This is a genomic window from Paraburkholderia fungorum, from assembly GCF_902833645.1.
Lineage (GTDB): Bacteria > Pseudomonadota > Gammaproteobacteria > Burkholderiales > Burkholderiaceae > Paraburkholderia > Paraburkholderia fungorum.
In genome coordinates, this window is record NZ_CADFGE010000013.1 from 106,576 (window position 1) to 122,156 (window position 15,581).

At 60.6% G+C, this 15,581-nt stretch carries 16 protein-coding genes; 4 read left to right on the forward strand and 12 right to left on the reverse strand.

Features of this window, described 5'->3' with window-relative positions; genetic code table 11:
* Nucleotide 1 precedes the first annotated feature (1 nt).
* A complete protein-coding gene (locus HWX91_RS31670) occupies nt 2-385 on the forward strand; it encodes a DUF3857 domain-containing protein (protein WP_028197041.1) in 384 nt (127 codons plus the stop codon).
* A gap of 35 nt (nt 386-420) precedes the next feature.
* Entirely contained in the window at nt 421-1,386 is a 966-nt protein-coding gene (locus HWX91_RS31675; protein ID WP_028197042.1) for an NAD(P)/FAD-dependent oxidoreductase, read from the forward strand.
* Nucleotides 1,387-1,516: 130 nt separating this feature from the next.
* Here HWX91_RS31675 and HWX91_RS31680 read toward each other — a convergent pair whose 3' ends face one another.
* Both HWX91_RS31680 and HWX91_RS31685 read right to left on the reverse strand, forming a co-directional pair.
* The gene (locus HWX91_RS31680) at nt 1,517-2,692 is read right to left on the reverse strand and encodes a YncE family protein (protein WP_028197043.1); all 1,176 of its coding nucleotides are present in this window, start codon (nt 2,690-2,692) and stop codon (nt 1,517-1,519) included.
* 60 nt (nt 2,693-2,752) lie between these two features.
* Entirely contained in the window at nt 2,753-3,568 is an 816-nt protein-coding gene (locus tag HWX91_RS31685) for a creatininase family protein (RefSeq protein WP_028197044.1), read from the reverse strand.
* A 481-nt stretch (nt 3,569-4,049) separates the two neighbouring features.
* Between HWX91_RS31685 and HWX91_RS31690 the strand changes: the two genes are divergently transcribed.
* Nucleotides 4,050-5,927, forward strand: a complete 1,878-nt coding sequence (locus HWX91_RS31690; RefSeq protein ID WP_028197045.1) for a DUF3857 domain-containing transglutaminase family protein — start codon at nt 4,050-4,052, stop codon at nt 5,925-5,927.
* 1,108 nt (nt 5,928-7,035) lie between these two features.
* Complete coding sequence (locus tag HWX91_RS31695; RefSeq protein ID WP_162181296.1) at nt 7,036-7,335, forward strand: hypothetical protein; 300 nt, start codon at nt 7,036-7,038, stop codon at nt 7,333-7,335.
* 96 nt (nt 7,336-7,431) lie between these two features.
* On the opposite strand, the gene HWX91_RS31700 is transcribed toward HWX91_RS31695, so the two are convergent.
* The 10 genes from HWX91_RS31700 to HWX91_RS31745 all read right to left on the reverse strand — a co-directional run bounded on the left by HWX91_RS31700 (nt 7,432) and on the right by HWX91_RS31745 (nt 15,308).
* Complete coding sequence (locus HWX91_RS31700; RefSeq protein ID WP_028197046.1) at nt 7,432-7,920, reverse strand: cupredoxin domain-containing protein; 489 nt, start codon at nt 7,918-7,920, stop codon at nt 7,432-7,434.
* 341 nt (nt 7,921-8,261) lie between these two features.
* Nucleotides 8,262-8,633: a DUF4148 domain-containing protein gene (locus HWX91_RS31705; protein WP_052660735.1), complete on the reverse strand. Its 372-nt coding sequence runs from the start codon at nt 8,631-8,633 to the stop codon at nt 8,262-8,264.
* Nucleotides 8,634-8,924: 291 nt separating this feature from the next.
* Complete coding sequence (locus HWX91_RS31710) at nt 8,925-9,314, reverse strand: hypothetical protein (RefSeq protein ID WP_127837896.1); 390 nt, start codon at nt 9,312-9,314, stop codon at nt 8,925-8,927.
* Nucleotides 9,315-9,847: 533 nt separating this feature from the next.
* A complete protein-coding gene (locus tag HWX91_RS31715) occupies nt 9,848-10,135 on the reverse strand; it encodes a DUF4148 domain-containing protein (RefSeq protein ID WP_081833080.1) in 288 nt (95 codons plus the stop codon).
* Between the two features lie 331 nt (nt 10,136-10,466).
* Nucleotides 10,467-11,411, reverse strand: a complete 945-nt coding sequence (locus HWX91_RS31720; protein WP_028197048.1) for a copper resistance D family protein — start codon at nt 11,409-11,411, stop codon at nt 10,467-10,469.
* Nucleotides 11,411-11,785, reverse strand: coding sequence for a copper homeostasis periplasmic binding protein CopC (gene copC, locus HWX91_RS31725; RefSeq protein WP_028197049.1), 375 nt, complete (start codon nt 11,783-11,785; stop codon nt 11,411-11,413). Before copC ends, HWX91_RS31720 begins: the two co-directional genes overlap by 1 nt.
* Nucleotides 11,786-11,852: 67 nt before the next feature.
* Nucleotides 11,853-12,203 carry a copper-binding protein gene (locus tag HWX91_RS31730; protein ID WP_028197050.1) on the reverse strand — a complete coding sequence of 117 codons (351 nt, stop codon included), beginning with the start codon at nt 12,201-12,203 and terminating at the stop codon, nt 11,853-11,855.
* Nucleotides 12,204-12,266: 63 nt separating this feature from the next.
* Nucleotides 12,267-13,562 carry a copper oxidase gene (locus tag HWX91_RS31735; protein ID WP_028197051.1) on the reverse strand — a complete coding sequence of 432 codons (1,296 nt, stop codon included), beginning with the start codon at nt 13,560-13,562 and terminating at the stop codon, nt 12,267-12,269.
* 1 nt (nt 13,563) lies between these two features.
* Entirely contained in the window at nt 13,564-15,009 is a 1,446-nt protein-coding gene (locus HWX91_RS31740) for a TolC family protein (protein ID WP_028197052.1), read from the reverse strand.
* Entirely contained in the window at nt 15,006-15,308 is a 303-nt protein-coding gene (locus HWX91_RS31745; RefSeq protein WP_028197053.1) for a hypothetical protein, read from the reverse strand. Before HWX91_RS31745 ends, HWX91_RS31740 begins: the two co-directional genes overlap by 4 nt.
* Nucleotides 15,309-15,581: the final 273 nt, after the last annotated feature.

Consider the following 15,581-nt stretch of genomic DNA (forward strand, 5'->3'; position numbering starts at 1 on the left):
CATGCACTCTCTTCTCATCGCCATCGTTCTCGCGATCACCAGCGCACCCACGATATATGCTGACGAAAGCGGGAATCCGGGCGCGCCCTCCACTATCGAAAACGATGTGCACGTTTTCGTCGTGGCGGAAGACGACGACACGACGGTGCGCGCGAATACGGCGGCCGGCATCGAGGACATCGCGCAGCGCTATATCTCGTTCGACCAGAACGTCTCGCACGTCGACGTACTCGAAGCCTACGCGATTGACAGAAACGGGGTCCGGCGTCCGGTCAGCCCGGGTCGGGTCCGCGAGATGCAGGAGGCGCGCCCCTGCGGTGTACCGACCTTCAAGGACGCTTGGCTCAGAGACGTGATCTTTCCCGACGTCGGCACCGGGCCGTGACTCGCCCCACCCTCAATACCCTCCGGGAGAAGAAAATGAGTGAAGAACTTGAGTTAGAAACCGTCGATTGCCTGGTCATCGGTGCGGGGGTGGCAGGACTAACCGCGGCGATCTACCTTGCTCGCTTTCGGCGCAGCATCACAGTAGTTGATGCTGGCCAAAGCCGGGCCTCTTTGATTCCCCTTTCCCACAACTGCCCGGGATATCCGGACGGTATCGCCGGCCCGGATCTGCTTGCGCGGTTGCGCGAACAAGCTTCGCGTTATGGCGTTAGCATCGTTGCGGGAACGGTGCAAAATCTCAGCCTGCACGAGGATCGAACATTTCTGGCATTGACAGAGTCCACGCACATCCGGGCCAGAAAAGTGCTACTCGCCACAGGTGTCATCGACGTCGAGCCCGCTTTTCCCGGTCTGGACGACGCCGTTCACCGGGGCCTGGTCCGTCACTGTCCTATCTGCGATGGCTACGAGGTGATCGGCAAGAAAGTAGCAGTCATCGCGCAAGACACGGAGGCCCTGAAAGAAGCCCTGTTCATTCGCACTTATACGGCGGACCTGACGCTGTTTACCCTTGGTCACAGCGTTGCATTTTCTGAGGAAGACCGCCAGAAACTGACAACCGCCGGAATTACCGTGATCGAAGACGGAATTCCCGCGCTACGCATGGAGGGAGACAGCATTGCTGCCCTGCAAACGCGCTCTGGCAAGGAGTACGAGTTCGATACCATTTACTCCGCGCTGGGAGACACGGTAAGGTCAGAACTCGCCTTGTCCCTTGGCGCGGCCCACGCGCCTGACGGGACCCTGATTGTCGACCAACACATGGCGACATCCGTCGCCGGTCTGTATGCCGCGGGCGACGTGGTGCACAGTCTCGATCAGATCGCTGTGGCCTTCGGGGAGGCCGCCACCGCCGCCACGGCTATGCACGATTGTCTGAATGCGGAGGGTTGGGTGGCCGGAGACCGGGGGCTGCGCGCAGGTAACCCGGAGAATTAGCCACCGGATGACCGGGCGATGCGCAAAGGCACACATGACGGCAATTGCGCGTAGAACAGAACAGCACCCCCGTGGCGCGCGCGCTAATGGGGGTCTGCACGCAATCGCCGTTCGTCCCGGCGTCTCCCGGTCAGCGCATGTTGCCTGTGTGCCCGAGCGAATACCGGCCGGGCTGCGGCCACACCGTGAGTCCATGCGGTTCCATGCCCACCGGAATGGATTTAACGGTTCCGGCGGTCGTATCGATCGCATAGACGACATCGTCGTACCGGCCGGACAGCAACAGCGTCCTGCCATCGGGGCTGACATTGCCCATATCCGGACTGCCGCCACCCGGAATCGGCCAGGTCGTCACGACTTTGCGTGAAGCGAAGTCGAGCACCGACACACTGCCCTTGCCATGACGTGGACCATGAACCAGATTGGAGCCGCGGTTGGCGATGTACAGGCGGGTGCCATCGCGGCTCGGATACAGGCCGTGCGTGCCAACACCTGTCCTGATAAAGCCGATCTTCGTGAAGCTGTCGCCGTCGACCACGAAAACGCCATCGGCCTTCATGTCGGCGACATAGAACACCTTGCCATCCGGCGAGATACGGATGTCTTGCGGCATGCCCTTCTTGTCGAGTTGAAGATAGCCCACGACCTTCCGGTTGACCAGATCGATTTTTGCCAGCTTCCCGCCGAATTCACAGGTGAACAGGACGTACCTACCGTCGATCGAGAAGTCGGCGTGATTGATCCCCTTGCACTCCGGTACGGACAGGCTCGACTTTAGGGCCATCGTATGCGGATCGCGGAAGTCCAGTCGCGCGTGCGCTTCCGCCACCACGATCGCTTCCTTGCCGTCCGGTGTGAAATACATATTGTAGGGATCGTCGACCATGACCTCCTTGCCGGGCTTGCCGGTCTTAGGATCGATCGGTGTCAGACTGCCGTCGGGGCGCCCTTCGGCGTTGTTTGCCACCCACAACGTCTTCAGGTCCCACGAAGGAACCACGTGTTGCGGGCTGTAGCCGACACGAAACCGGTCCACCACCTTGAATGTGGCCGGGTCGATCACATAAACGTCATTGGAGCGGAGATTGGGCACATAAATCCGCGGCAATGCATCCTTGACCTCCGGGCTGAAATGACCAGCGCCCGCTTCACTGTACAGGTTACTGGCGTTCACCACCGGAGGCATGCCCGCGACAGTATTGGGAGTCGAGGCTGCCAATACGCTAGCCGCGATGGACAAACCGGCCAGCGCGACACCAGCAGACGGCGCGAGTCGCGAGAAGAAGCGACGGGAACGTGAGTACATGATGAGTTCCGTTATTCAGTGAAATAATGATGGAAGATGAACCTGATCCTGCCCGGAACGTCACCGGCTCGTGGTGTCTTTCCTGATGGCATTGACCGTTTTCGACACGATAGCCTCGATACCCGGCTCGCCGAGTCCGGCAGTCGAGCGGCGAGGGTCCCCGCCATAGACGCCGTCGGCAGGCCCGGGTTTCGGCGCATTCTTCAATTGGCTCTGCCGCACCATTTGCGGCGCCACCGCGAGCAGCAGCGACGTATCCGCGAGACCGGCATGCGTGCCGATCTCGTTATCGCTGTAACCGCGTTGACGCAGGATCTGTGCGTAACCGTCCGAGCTCGCGCCGTAGTATTCCGGCGGATCGAATGCGCGCGCGCCTGAGCCTGCCCAGGCCTTGTTCAACTGCGCGACCGCGCGCCGGATGTCGTTCTGATAGCCGCCGTGATCGCCGAGAAAAACAATGTTCCTGAAACCGTGAACCCTGAAGCTGTTCGCGACGGATTCCAGCGTTTTTTCGAACACATCGTCCGGCACCGTGGTGGTGCCGGGGAAACGCATGTGCGAGGTCGGTGGTGCGTAGCCGCCCTCCGGCACGTAGGCGATGACCGGCGCGACAAGCGCATTGCCGAGTTCCTCGGCAATGCGTTGCGACAGCACCTTCACGCGCGCATTGTGCTTGCCTAGTGCGACATACGGACCGCTTTGCTCGGTGCCGCCAATAGGGACAAGGATGGTCGTCTTGCCGGCCTGAACCTCGTCACGCAGTTCGGTCCACGTCAGGTCATCCAGGAATACGGTCTTTGGAGTCTGTGAGAAGACGGCATGCGAGGCAGTCAGAAAAAGGAAGGAAACGAATGCTTTTCGTAGTGTTGGGCGCATGAGGGTTCCGGGCACTTGCTGCAAACTGGCTGTAATGTAAGTCGGATTGAAACGCCGCGTTGCGCGGTCCTTCGGTCGGGCACCATGCTGCCAGATTTTGCTGGCGTTGTGCGCTCATCATTGGCATGTGCGCATCATTCTCACGACGGTTGGCAACGCCAGCCTGATCGTCCAGATGCGATTGTCATGACAGGTCACTGCCAGCACACATCAGACGGTTTCGCAATTGCAGCTGGCCATGCTTGCCCGTCCTGCGGCGCCCGGGTCGATAATGACGTGTGCCGGGAAGAAGGGAAAAAAGAACCTGAAGTCCGTCCGTCCGACATAAGGACGGATGCGATGACGCTTGCCTGAACTCCATCGACCGGCATGCGGCCGGCTGTATGAACGGCCCTGCCCCGATGTCGCACCGCTGGTGCGCCGGGGGCGCTGTTTCATGCACGGGACTAGCCTTTCGATGGGCCCCCGCTGTGAGGAGACGATGCACTCATTCGTTCGAATTTTCTGTGTGGCGTGCGCGATGGCGTACGCCGCGAGCGCATCCGCCACCATGCTGAGCGAAGACAACGAGGCGCCGTCGACACTGGAAAACGACGTGCATGTCTTCGTCGTCCAGCACGACGGTTCCGTCGAGGAGCACGACGACTCGACGCTGCGCGCAAATACCACGAGCGGCGTCGACGATATCGCGCAACGTTATATCTGGTTCAACAAGGATATCGAGAAGGTCGAACTGCTCGCGGCCGAGACTATCGGCCGCGACGGCGTCGCGCATGCGGTTGGTCCGGAAGCGATTCGCGACGTGCAGGAACCGCGCTCCGCCGGCGCGCCGACCTTCCAGGACGGCGTGCTGCGCACGGTGATCTATCCCGGTATCCAGGCCGGTTCGCGCACGCGTCTCGTATTCCGCAAGGCGCGTGCGAAGCCGCTTCAGGCGGGACTCTTCAGTTATTTCGTCGAGCCGTCGCGTGAGCCAGTCGAAAGCCAGCGCCTGATCTTCGACCTGCCCGTTGACGTGCCACTTTACGCCGACGCACGCGGCTACGTCGCGCTGGCGCCCGTCACGTCAAACGGTCGCACGCGCTACGAATTCGACTACCGCCACGGCCCTTATCCACCGATCGAAAGCGGCGCCGTCGGATACGCGACTTACGGCGACCGGCTGATGGTGTCCACCGAACCCAATTTTGCGTCGTTCGCGGCGCGCTACCGTATCGCGGCCATGGACCCGAGCGTGGGCGACCCCGCGGTCGTGCAGCTCGCGCAATCGCTGACAGCGAACGCAGCGGACCCGCGCGCGAAAGCTCGGGCAATTTATGACTGGGTACGTCTGAATGTGCGTTACGTCGCGCTCTTTCTCGGCGAGACGGCGGCGGTTCCGCACAAGGTGACCGACGTACTACGCAATCGCTATGGCGATTGCAAGGATCATGTGGCGCTCTTTGGCGCGCTGCTCGCCGCGGTCGGGATACGCAGCGAACCGGTGCTGCTGGGTCTCGGTCCTGTCTATACGTTGCCGTCCGTGCCTGGTTATGGCGCGAGCGCGATCAATCACGCGATTGTCTGGATGCCTGATCTCGCCCTGTATGCCGACACGACTGTAGGCGGCACTGAATTCGGCTACCTGCCGGCTGGCGTCATGGATCGTCCGGCGCTGCTGGCGGACGAGGGCGTGCTCTCTCGCACGCCCCCAGCGCAGCCGCGGGAGCGAGTTGCGCGCCTGCAGATCGGGGTTTCGGATAGCGGCGTGGCCGACTACACCTATCACGTCGAGGACGCGGGCTGGACCGCTGAACTGGAGCGCAACATATTCCGGCGTGCGACACGCGAGCGCGCACGACAGATTGCGACCGACCGCCTGCGGCAGACCGGACTGCACGGCACGGCGCAGATTCGTACCAGCGAACTGGACACGACGGGGGGGCCGTTTGACGCATCGATAGCAGGCTCCCTCGATCATTTCGTGTGGCCGGACGGCACGACCGCGCTGCCAGCGCTGTCAAGCCTGTCAGGCGGCATCGCGACCCAGGTGCAGGCCTGGCTCGCCGAGCCGGTACGCACGCAGCCCTATGTGTGCATCGGCGGTGACTTCGTCGAGACGGCGCAGATCGCGCTACCCGAGACCGTACGCGTGACCGTGCTGCCTGAGGATACCAGGGTGCAGGATCGCTTCTTCGATTTCGAATCGCACTATGTCTTCGATCCGGGTACGCAGGTCGTGCAGATCACGCGCCGGCTGCACGCGCGCTTCGCGCGTCAGATGTGTTCGCCGGACGATTCTGGCGCCGCGCATGCGTCGCTTGAGCGCATTGAGCGCGACACGCGGGCGCAGATCGTTGTGCGGGCAAAGAACCGTTGAAATGGGCCGCGCAAGGGACCCGGGAGCCAGCTTGCGTTCATTCAGCCATGACCCATGGGGTAACCGTCTGGCCCGTCCAGAGACTGACGGTTTGATTGCAACAAACCTTATCAATTAAAGGTTCGCTCACCCACCGATGGCGCGAAAGCCAACGAGCCGCAAGGTCTAGCTGCAGGCGGCCCTGAATGCGGAGACCGATGGTTCCGGCATGATCGCACGATCCACCTGGGGCCCCCGCGCCGGTCACACCTATCGGGGCGGGCAGTTCGTTTTCACATGCAAGCTTTGGCAAGGATATGTTTTGGGTAGTTGCACCGCCGTCGCTGCACTCGGACTGGAGTCATCGCTACTCACGGCGCTCGACGCTTTTGTCGCGACGGAATTCGCGCAGCCTGCAAGCACCACAGCCAGACCCGATATCACGGCGACTTTACTCCACGCAAGAGATGGCATATGTACTCGACAAAAAGGAGAATGGGTTGCAGCACGGCTATCAACGTTGACTAGCCCGCCGCGCGTTAGTGCGCCGCTGACGCGCGCGGTTGCGCTTCGTCAACGCCTGACCGGGAGGGTCAGTTTGCGTTCCCTGGCAGCACAACGTCGTCACGTTGAGACTGATTCGCCTCCTGTTGCACCCGCTCGCGCGTCTTTCCCCCGGGCGATTCCCGACCTCCCGGCGGGCGCCATCTCGATGTCGGATATCTGCGTCAGGTTTCACGACGGAGAAACCGGCCGCTGCAGCCCTCAGGTAGTCGTGGTCAGCGGCAGCAGGAACGCACGAGGCAAGCGGCGCAAGAATAGAGGCGCTAGCGGTAAGTTGAAGTTTCATGTCTCCCCTCCACTACAGCGTCGGAATCGGCGATAGCGATTCCGACTGGCTTTCATTCTGGCTGGCGGCATATGAACGGGACATGGCGTGAAAATGACCTTTTGGTCATCTTCATCTCGGACGAGTCGGCCCTGCCGCTTTCGACTCCGGCCCACGGCAACCGACCAACGAACGGCCAGATACCGCCCTCAGGCGCCGAAACCAGTGGCTGCTGAACACCAAAACAAAAATGTAACCGTTCGCGGAACCCGCCGAATCGGTAATGTCCCGCGAGCGGTTATGCTTCAACTCGATGTCTCGCTCTACACGTTGCTACAGATTCTTTCGGTCTCCGTATTCGAGAAAACCGGGATTTCATGTGCCTTGCGGCCCGATCCATCACCCCGGATATCGTCCCGCGCATATCGAGAAGATTCCGAGGGTGCTCGGGTCTACTACAACTACGCCCTCAAGGGTAAGGACGGAAAGACGCCGGCAATGCGATTGGGCCTTTCGATTCACGTCGTGAAGCTCGATGAACTACTCGGCGTTCACGAGGCAAGAAAACGCCCCTCGGAACCACGTTCCAAGGGGCTTTGAAACAGCACCCGCGTCGGTCAGCCCGACGCAAAATCATCAACAGATTAAGCGATAGGCTTGTTCGTGCTTACCCCCTTGTACTCGATAGCGGGTGCGTTAGCGCGCCGCGATTTCCTTATCGGTTGGTCCGCCTTCACGAACGGCAATCCTCCCGACCATCCCCGCTTCGTAGTGACCAGGCTCAAGACACGCAAAATCCACCACTCCGGTCTTGCTGAACTGCCAGATCACCTGTGCGGATTTGCCTGCATTGACGGTGACCGCGTTGGCTTCCGCATGCTCCATTTCCGGAAATTTGCGCATGAGAGCTGCGTGCTCCTTGAGTCCCGCTTCAGTGCCGAGCATCATCTCGTGCCGGATTTTCCCAGTGTTCTTTACAACGAACTTGACCGTTTCGCCGCGCTTGACCGTCAACTGACTCGGACTGAAACGCATCAAGTCACTCATTTCGACGTTGACCGTCCGTGTGACGTTTGCGGCGTTGCCGGGTTTGCCGACGGGAAACGTTTCATCATCGCCGTGCGAATAGGCGGCGGAGGACGCGACGCAGAGAAACATCGCTGAAGTAAGCAATACGAATTTCATGTTATTCCTTCAAAAAATTGAGAAGTCACAAGGTGCTGCCGACAAGGCGAGTGAATTTCCCTGCGTCATCTCTAGCGATCACGAGCAGGACGGAGCCCTTCCACCACGAATTCGTGGCCATGCGGCTGAATGGGGTGATTGGTCATGTTCCGATTCCGCGGCCTGCGGGAAAGCACCGATGCCGCGCGATCCTGAACCTCCACTGTCGGCGATTCGCCTTCAGCAGCGAGCCAGACCCTGCTCCCCGGCCTCCGTTACCCGTCACCCCTCTCACGACACGAGTAACGGGTGGGACGTACGCCAGACTGCTAGACCGCCGTTTCCCATCCTGCTGCGCGAACTTACCGTCCGCTTGCAGTCATCTGATCGCTCCCGCGCCACGCCTGCTCAATCTGCTGGAACCGGGCTTGATTACGCGCGATGGTTGTGGCGCTGGGCGGATAATCGTTTTTGTTAGCCGGCGCGAAGCCCGCGCGCTCCGCCTGCAATAACTCCGCTCGAACCTGTGCCCGCGTCTTGCCGTCCGGATTTGGCGTATCGGCCGAGACAGAAGCTGGCTCCGCCGACTGGGGACCGGTTACGGGGTTCATGTGCGGGTACTGGTTACGCCCGGATCCGTTATGACCACCACCGCCGCCGGCGAACGCCGTGACGGCCGCCGACAGGAGCAAGGTTCCGAATACCGAGTGTTTGATCAGAATGAGATGTTTCATGATTGACTCCTTGAATAGGCAAAATCGCAATGCGCAGCGCGCATCGACGCACAAGCGACCGAGGTGCCAATGCGCGGACGAAAGCCCTGCGGCTACGACCTCAGCGTCTTATGAAAAATCGCGAAGTGTTTCAGCCGGATCCAGATGGCGCGGCTGTGCGATGCAGGCGGAGCTGGCGTCAATCGTAGGTAAGACGGCGGTCCCGTCCTGTGAACGAGGCCAACCTGAACGGATGGAATCGTCCGTCCGCAACCATCAATCGAAAACACGTCCGACGTCAGCAGCCAGGGGTCAATTGCGAAATACCTGAAACAGGATGCGAGCGGGGGGAGAAGCGGAAAGGAGAAGGGGCTGCTGCCGCGTCGGCAAGCGCGGGTGAACGGCTAGCGCAGGTATCGTGGAGCCGCCCCAAATCAGCGGTATCCAGACGAGCGGCGACGGCTTTGATCGTGTGACACGACCGGGCTGTGCCGGATTGTCGCAGTGGCCGTGCCAAACTGCGGCGGTCTGGTGATCGTGCAGGTCGCCATGTCCATCAGAGGCGATGGCCAGCACCGCTTGATTCGTTGGGGTGGAATGCCGCGTCATCGCACAGGCATACGCGGCCACCCACAGTTGGCTGAAGAACACCACAACGAGTAGCGTTACAGCACAAAACGTACGTGTGGCGTCGCGGCGCATGATAGGCTGTCAACCCGCTTGATTCGCGTTGAGTGACGCGCGCTGCAAGTCAGAGAGTGACAAAGTCGCATCCCCGAACTCGCTCGCAGCCGGCGCGCCAGACGGTTCCGTCGGGTACCCGGTTTGCCTTGCTGCCTTGTTCGTTGCTGTTGCGCACCACATTTCTTCACCTCGACTCACCGATGGAACGGAGTCCTGTCACTCCCGCGACATGCCTGTCAAAGGAGAAGCTGTCAGGTTCTTCCTGACCGCACTCGCATTGTGCTGACGGGCGACGACACGTGGCATGGGTCAACACCCTATCGATGCGGTAGGAAACCCCATCGAAGTTTGCTTGATCCTGCGGCGTTCGGACTCGGCGTCAGCCAATGGTTTGTTAATGCGGCAGCGGCTTGCAATGCCCCGAAGCAGATTGGGATAGTCGTAGCTTTTCCGTGATGCGGGAACGGCAAACAGAAGCGTGCGACTCGACGCGCAACGGCATCGCTTCAAGGCTGCATCTGGCTGGCCAGATGCAGCCGAAGTCATGTCACTCAGTGTGACAGCCGGTACAGTTCCTGATTGCGCCGAATCGTTTCGGCGCCCGGCGGATAGTCGTTCCTCCGGAATGGCAGAAGGCCGTCTTTCTGTGCCTGAATCAGTTCGGCATGAACTTCGGCACGTGTTTTACCACGCGCGCCGGAGGAATAGGTGCCGTCCGCGACGCCACCCACAGCGGTATCGTTGCCGGTCGCACCAGCAGATTGGTAGTTGGCGTCTGCAAAGGCCGGCACAGCCGCGGCGATACCGATAACAGCAAGAAGGACGGTAAGCAGCTTCATTCAATTACTCCGTTTCAGTGTTGACGGAGTCAGTTTAGGTATCGGTCTCTGACAGGACCGTGGCCACCACATGAACATTTCGTCAGATACCCACGACATGCACGACAGCGTTGCCCCCTGAGGTGAGACGTCTTCACACAGGACTCCAAAAGGATGCTGCCACGAACCTCATTGAAGTGCAGAGTGAATGGGCATAAAAAAAGGACCCGGACACAGATCCGGATCCTGTAAAAGATGGTCGTTGCCTAAAGCCAATCAAGGCCAGGTGGCGCCTTCATCGAGCTGGCGGCGATGACCATCTGCGTGGACTGAAGAGGTTCTCGGGTGCGAACTAGGACGTACCGGGCAAAGGACTGGAAACCAGGATCGCAGCCGCAACCAGCACGGTTACCAGCACCACCGACTCGACGTGCAGGACGGTGGCGAAACGCTTCAGCGGTCGCCCGGGTGACGCCGATGCAGTGTCCGTCAACGACGTCATCAGCCCGGGCATTTCAAAGAAACGGTTGTGTCCGCCAAGCGCAGCGGCGATGAATACGAAGGCAAGCTTCAGCAGCAGCACCTGCCCGTATGCCGAGTCCAGCAGATTGCCAGGCGAGTTGACGCCGCGCCAGCCGTTGTATGCACCGGTGATGAACAGGGCGATCAGCGCGAATGTCGCCGTGTCCGATAGCGACTGGATGAACGCTGCGCCATTCGTGCGCTCGTTTCCCGGCACCCTGAAGAAACGTGGCACAACCACGTAGGTCGCGACCAGCACGAGGCCGACCCACGCACTGATGGCCAGCAGGTGAATCCAGTCCGCCCACACCGGCACACTGAACACGCCGGCGTCCACCGGGTGCCCTGCGTTGCTTCGCGTCATCGCAAAGCCCGCGAGTGCGAGCCACAGCACCGGCTGCAAGCGGATGCTGCCCGCTCGCGGCGGCATCAGTGAGATGCCAGCTACGCATAACAGGAACGCTGCGCCAGCCGCCCAGGTGTGGCCATAACCGGTTCCCTCAATCATCGAGCGTACGGCTGGCCACGCGTCGGCAAGTGTCGAGTCGCTCATCAACGCGCAATGAATCCAGAACTCAAACACCGATGCCAGAAGCGCAACGATCGCTGCAACGCGAAACGCCCGCGTCAACCGGCGACTGACGCCCGCCTGCCAGGCGGACGGCGAACGGGCCAGCCACCGTTCGCTCAGCAACGCACCGACGAGTACCGCAAAGCCGAGGTTGTGCAGCGCAACGGATGCGAGCCGCAAAACGCCGAGGAAACCGTCGTTCATCACTTCACCTTGAAGGTGTATGTGCCCTTGGTCTTATGGGCATCCTTTGTCATGACGGCCCACTGCACCGAATAGGAACCGGACGACAGCTTCGGAACGGCAAGCGTCAGAACGCGCCGATTCGACGGATCGACCTTCGCTTTTTCCTTACCGACCGGTGCGCCACTTGCGTCGGTCACCTTGATCGTGCTGAAAGTGGACTCCAGGTCTTCATTGAAGGTGAGCCGCAGCGCGTCGGGTGCCACGTCAACAGTGCTGCCAGAGGCCGGGACGGCACTCTCGAGCTTGCCGTGTGCGAACGCGGCAGCCGGCACGAGCGCGATGGCGACTGCAGTGGCCAGACCCGTGAGTTGCTTGCGAGTGAATGTTTTCATGTTCTTGCGCATCCTGAATAGTCAAATTGGGTGTTGCTTGCGATTGGTCACAACACCCAGCGAATCCTTACTTCTTCTGCAGCTTCGTCACCGTCAGTGCGCCGTCCACTTCTTCGGCCACGAAATCAATCTTGTCGCCGACCTTGACCTGCGAAATCATTGCCGGGTCCTTGACCTTGAACACCATCGTCATAGCGTCCATGCCCAGGTTTTCCAGCGGACCATGCTTGATGGTCAGCTTGCCGGCAGCCGTGTCGACCTTCTTGATCTCTCCGTGCGACATGCTGTTCTTCGCGTCGCCCGCCTGTTTCGCGCTGCCTCCGCTCATGTCCGTGTTGCCCATTTCGCCAGCCGCATAGGCCGATGCCGAGATTGCCAATACGCAGCCAACTGCAATCGATACAAATGCGTTCTTCATCACTATTTCTCCGAGGGTTAAAAGACAAAACTGCACCGGACAGCGTGCCCGGCGGAATCAAAATCAGCTGTCCGGCAGCTCGCCGGTGTATTCGTAGGCGACCGTTCCCTTGGGATGCTTGAACCAGCCCGGGTCGCGATAGTCCTTGCGCCCCAATCCCTCACGAACCTTCACAACGGTGAACATGCCGCCCATTTCGAGCGCGCCAAACGGACCTTTACCGGTCATCATTGGTAGCGTGTTGTCGGGCAGTGGCATTTCCATCTCGCCCATCGCGCCACCGGTGCTGCCCATCGCCATGTAGTCAGGCACGAGCTTGTTGATGCGTTTCGCGAGGTCCTTCTGCGGCACGCCAATGAGGTTCGGTACGGAGTGCCCCATCGCATTCATCGTGTGGTGGGACTTGTGGCAGTGAAACGCCCAGTCTCCGGGCCGGTTTGCCGTGAATTCGATGGCACGCATCTGGCCGACCGCGACGTCGGCGGTCACCTCAGGCCAGCGAGCAGCCGGTGGAATCCATCCGCCGTCCGTGCCGGCGACCTCGAAGTGATAGCCGTGCAGATGGATAGGGTGATTCGTCATCGTCAGGTTGCCGAAGCGGATGCGCACACGGTCCCCGGCGCGTACCGGCAATGGGTCGATGCCCGGAAAGACCCGCGAATTCCACGTCCACATGTTGAAATCGGTCATCTCGTTGACGCGCGGCGTAAAACTGCCCGGGTCGATGTCGTACGCGGACATGATGAACACGAAGTCGCGGTCGACCTGCATGACACCGGGATCCTTCGGATGGACGATGAACGTGCCCATCATCCCCATCGCCATCTGCACCATCTCGTCGGCGTGCGGGTGATACATGAAGGTGCCGTGCTTCTCGAGCTGGAATTCGTAGACGAACGTCTTGCCCGGGGGGATATGCGGTTGCGTCAGGCCGCCGACGCCGTCCATGCCGGACGGCAACAGCATCCCGTGCCAGTGGACCGTGGTGTGCTCCGGCAACTTGTTGGTCACGAAGATGCGAACCTTGTCGCCTTCGACCGCCTCGATGGTTGGGCCTGGGGCCTGGCCGTTGTAACCCCAGAGATTCGCGTTCATGCCCGGCGCCATTTCGCGCACGACCGGTTCGGCAATCAGGTGAAATTCCTTCCAGCCGTTTTTCATGCGCCACGGCAGCGACCAGCCATTCAATGTGGCAACGGGCGTGTATGGACGACCATTGGGAGGCGCGAGCGGCGGTTGCATCGTGGCCTTGGCCATCGTAGGCGCCTCAGGCAGCGACGCAGCACCCGCCTTGCTGACCAGGGCCGCCCCCAACAATGCGGCTCCCGAGCCGCCGAGAAAATTTCGACGTGACACCATTTCATTTACCTTCGGAATCTGTAGGCGACGCGGGTTGCATCGTGGATTGCGTCGTGGGCGCGGATGGCGCTGAAGTCATCGCGAGCGGCGGCAGGCGGCCACCGACTGCCTGCTGCAGGTCGGTCTCCGCGAGCCAATAGTCCTTCAACGCGTCGATATAGCTGTTCACAGCGCCGACCTGGTCGCGCGAATCCGACAGCAGCTCGAAGACGCTCGCGAGCATGCCGTTGTAGCGAAGCAGGAGCTCGTCCGAAATGGTTTTCCGGATTGGCACGACTTCATCGCGGTAGTGCTTCGCGACGTCGTAATCGATCACATAGGCCGAATACGACTCGCGAACTTCAGACCGCGCGTTAATCGCAGTCTCGGCGACACGGTTGACCGACTGCATGTAAATCGCTTCGGCGCGCGCAACCTTCGAGCCGCCCCAGTTGAAAATGGGAATCTCGACGCTGATTTCGTAGCCCTGCTCATGGCCGTCGGACGTCGTGAAATTGTTCTGATACCCGACGTCCAGTGCGTTGATGAAACGCGTCGCCTTGCTGAGACCCAATGAGGATGCAACACTCTGCGTCTGCAGCTTCGCGGCCTGGATGTCCAGCCGGTTCTGCATCGCGAAGCTCTCGAGGTCGTTGCGCTCGGGTCGGTTCTTGGGCAGGTCAGGCAGACGGTCGGGAAGTGTGTAATGCGTCCCGGCACCCCACAGACCCATCGTCCGCGTAAGCTTTTCCCGCGCGGACACAGACTGCTGCCGCGTTTTAGCCAGTTGAGCCACTGCGTCTGCATAGAAAGCCTGCTCACGCGCGTAGTCGAGCTTGCTGAAGTTGCCGGCCTGTTGCATCCGCAACGCCAGTTCGGCCCCAGCCTCCGCCGAATCCTTCACCTGCGTGGCATATGCCGCAGCCTGCTCGGCGGCCACCGCGTTGACATAGGCCCGTCGTGCGTCAGCGGCCACTTTGAGCATCGCATCCGCCGCCAGGAGCTTGGTCTGCTCGAAGCGGCGGCTCTCGATGCGCGTCGCCAGCGGCAACGTCAGGACATTCAATAAGCCGAGCGTGAACGTGCGGTTGATGCTCAGGTCGTTGCCCCCGTGGGTGCGGCTAAAACTGAAGCCGGGGTTCGGGAGTCGTCCGGCCTGAACCAGGTCCGCTTCGGAAATGCCGAGCTCTCCGTACGAGGCCTGCAGGCCCCGGTTGTTCAGCAGCGCAATCTGGACTGCGTCATCCATGCTCAATGGCCTGGAAAGCAGTTCCTGCGTTCGCTTTGCGACGGCGTCCCGGTCTTCGTCTGTCTTCACCAGTACGGCGTCTTTCCCAAGACGCTCCGAAGCGGTCGTCGAAACGGTATTGAAGCCGCCGTCCTTCGAAAACGTCGTGCAGCCGGCGAGAAACACCAGCGCGCTGGCAACAGCAACGATGCGGCCACCTGAAAAGAAATTCGAGGTCATTTCGCCGGTCCCTCGTGTTTGGAGCTGTGTTCGTTGTTTTTAGCGTCGGCGCTGCCAGTGGGCATCGCGCCGTGGCTCATCCCTTTCATCCCCGATGGACCCGTCACGGCCTGATTGAACTCCTGCCAGGTGGGCGCTTTCTGGTCCCGGTATGGCTGGTAGTCCGCGAAGGCAGACGGCACGCTGACCGCCGGAACCAATGCGGCAGCGTCGGTCGGGTCAGGAAACGTGGTGGTGGCGTGCACAAGCGCCGGCAACAATGCCGCCGCGCTCAGCAGCGCCGTGATAAACGTTCGCATGGATTTTTCTCGTCGTCAGTCGGTGTAGTTGTGCAGTTATCGACCCGAACGGCGAACAGGTTTTTCACCGTAGGTCCATACACAAGACACCGCCCGGAGCTTATCCGCGAGCGGGTGACGAAAGCATGGCCGCAAAATGACCAAATTTTCAGACAAGCCGAAGATGACTAAAATGTCATTTTGGCGTCATTTTCGGTTCACCTTCCGTCCGCTAGGCTGCGTGCATTAGACTCGTTGTGTCTCAACTGGCGGCCAGCGCACCACCCACATAAC

Coding starts and splice junctions, on each gene's coding strand:
- HWX91_RS31710 (WP_127837896.1), bottom strand. CDS start 9,314: ATGCGCCGCGACGCCACACGTACGTTTTGTGCTGTAACGCTACTCGTT.
- HWX91_RS31735 (WP_028197051.1), bottom strand. CDS start 13,562: ATGGTGTCACGTCGAAATTTTCTCGGCGGCTCGGGAGCCGCATTGTTG.
- HWX91_RS31700 (WP_028197046.1), bottom strand. CDS start 7,920: ATGAAATTCGTATTGCTTACTTCAGCGATGTTTCTCTGCGTCGCGTCC.
- HWX91_RS31675 (WP_028197042.1), top strand. CDS start 421: ATGAGTGAAGAACTTGAGTTAGAAACCGTCGATTGCCTGGTCATCGGT.
- HWX91_RS31685 (WP_028197044.1), bottom strand. CDS start 3,568: ATGCGCCCAACACTACGAAAAGCATTCGTTTCCTTCCTTTTTCTGACT.
- HWX91_RS31690 (WP_028197045.1), top strand. CDS start 4,050: ATGCACTCATTCGTTCGAATTTTCTGTGTGGCGTGCGCGATGGCGTAC.
- HWX91_RS31745 (WP_028197053.1), bottom strand. CDS start 15,308: ATGCGAACGTTTATCACGGCGCTGCTGAGCGCGGCGGCATTGTTGCCG.
- HWX91_RS31680 (WP_028197043.1), bottom strand. CDS start 2,692: ATGTACTCACGTTCCCGTCGCTTCTTCTCGCGACTCGCGCCGTCTGCT.
- copC (WP_028197049.1), bottom strand. CDS start 11,785: ATGAAAACATTCACTCGCAAGCAACTCACGGGTCTGGCCACTGCAGTC.
- HWX91_RS31670 (WP_028197041.1), top strand. CDS start 2: ATGCACTCTCTTCTCATCGCCATCGTTCTCGCGATCACCAGCGCACCC.
- HWX91_RS31720 (WP_028197048.1), bottom strand. CDS start 11,411: ATGAACGACGGTTTCCTCGGCGTTTTGCGGCTCGCATCCGTTGCGCTG.
- HWX91_RS31695 (WP_162181296.1), top strand. CDS start 7,036: ATGCTTCAACTCGATGTCTCGCTCTACACGTTGCTACAGATTCTTTCG.
- HWX91_RS31715 (WP_081833080.1), bottom strand. CDS start 10,135: ATGAAGCTGCTTACCGTCCTTCTTGCTGTTATCGGTATCGCCGCGGCT.
- HWX91_RS31740 (WP_028197052.1), bottom strand. CDS start 15,009: ATGACCTCGAATTTCTTTTCAGGTGGCCGCATCGTTGCTGTTGCCAGC.
- HWX91_RS31705 (WP_052660735.1), bottom strand. CDS start 8,633: ATGAAACATCTCATTCTGATCAAACACTCGGTATTCGGAACCTTGCTC.
- HWX91_RS31730 (WP_028197050.1), bottom strand. CDS start 12,203: ATGAAGAACGCATTTGTATCGATTGCAGTTGGCTGCGTATTGGCAATC.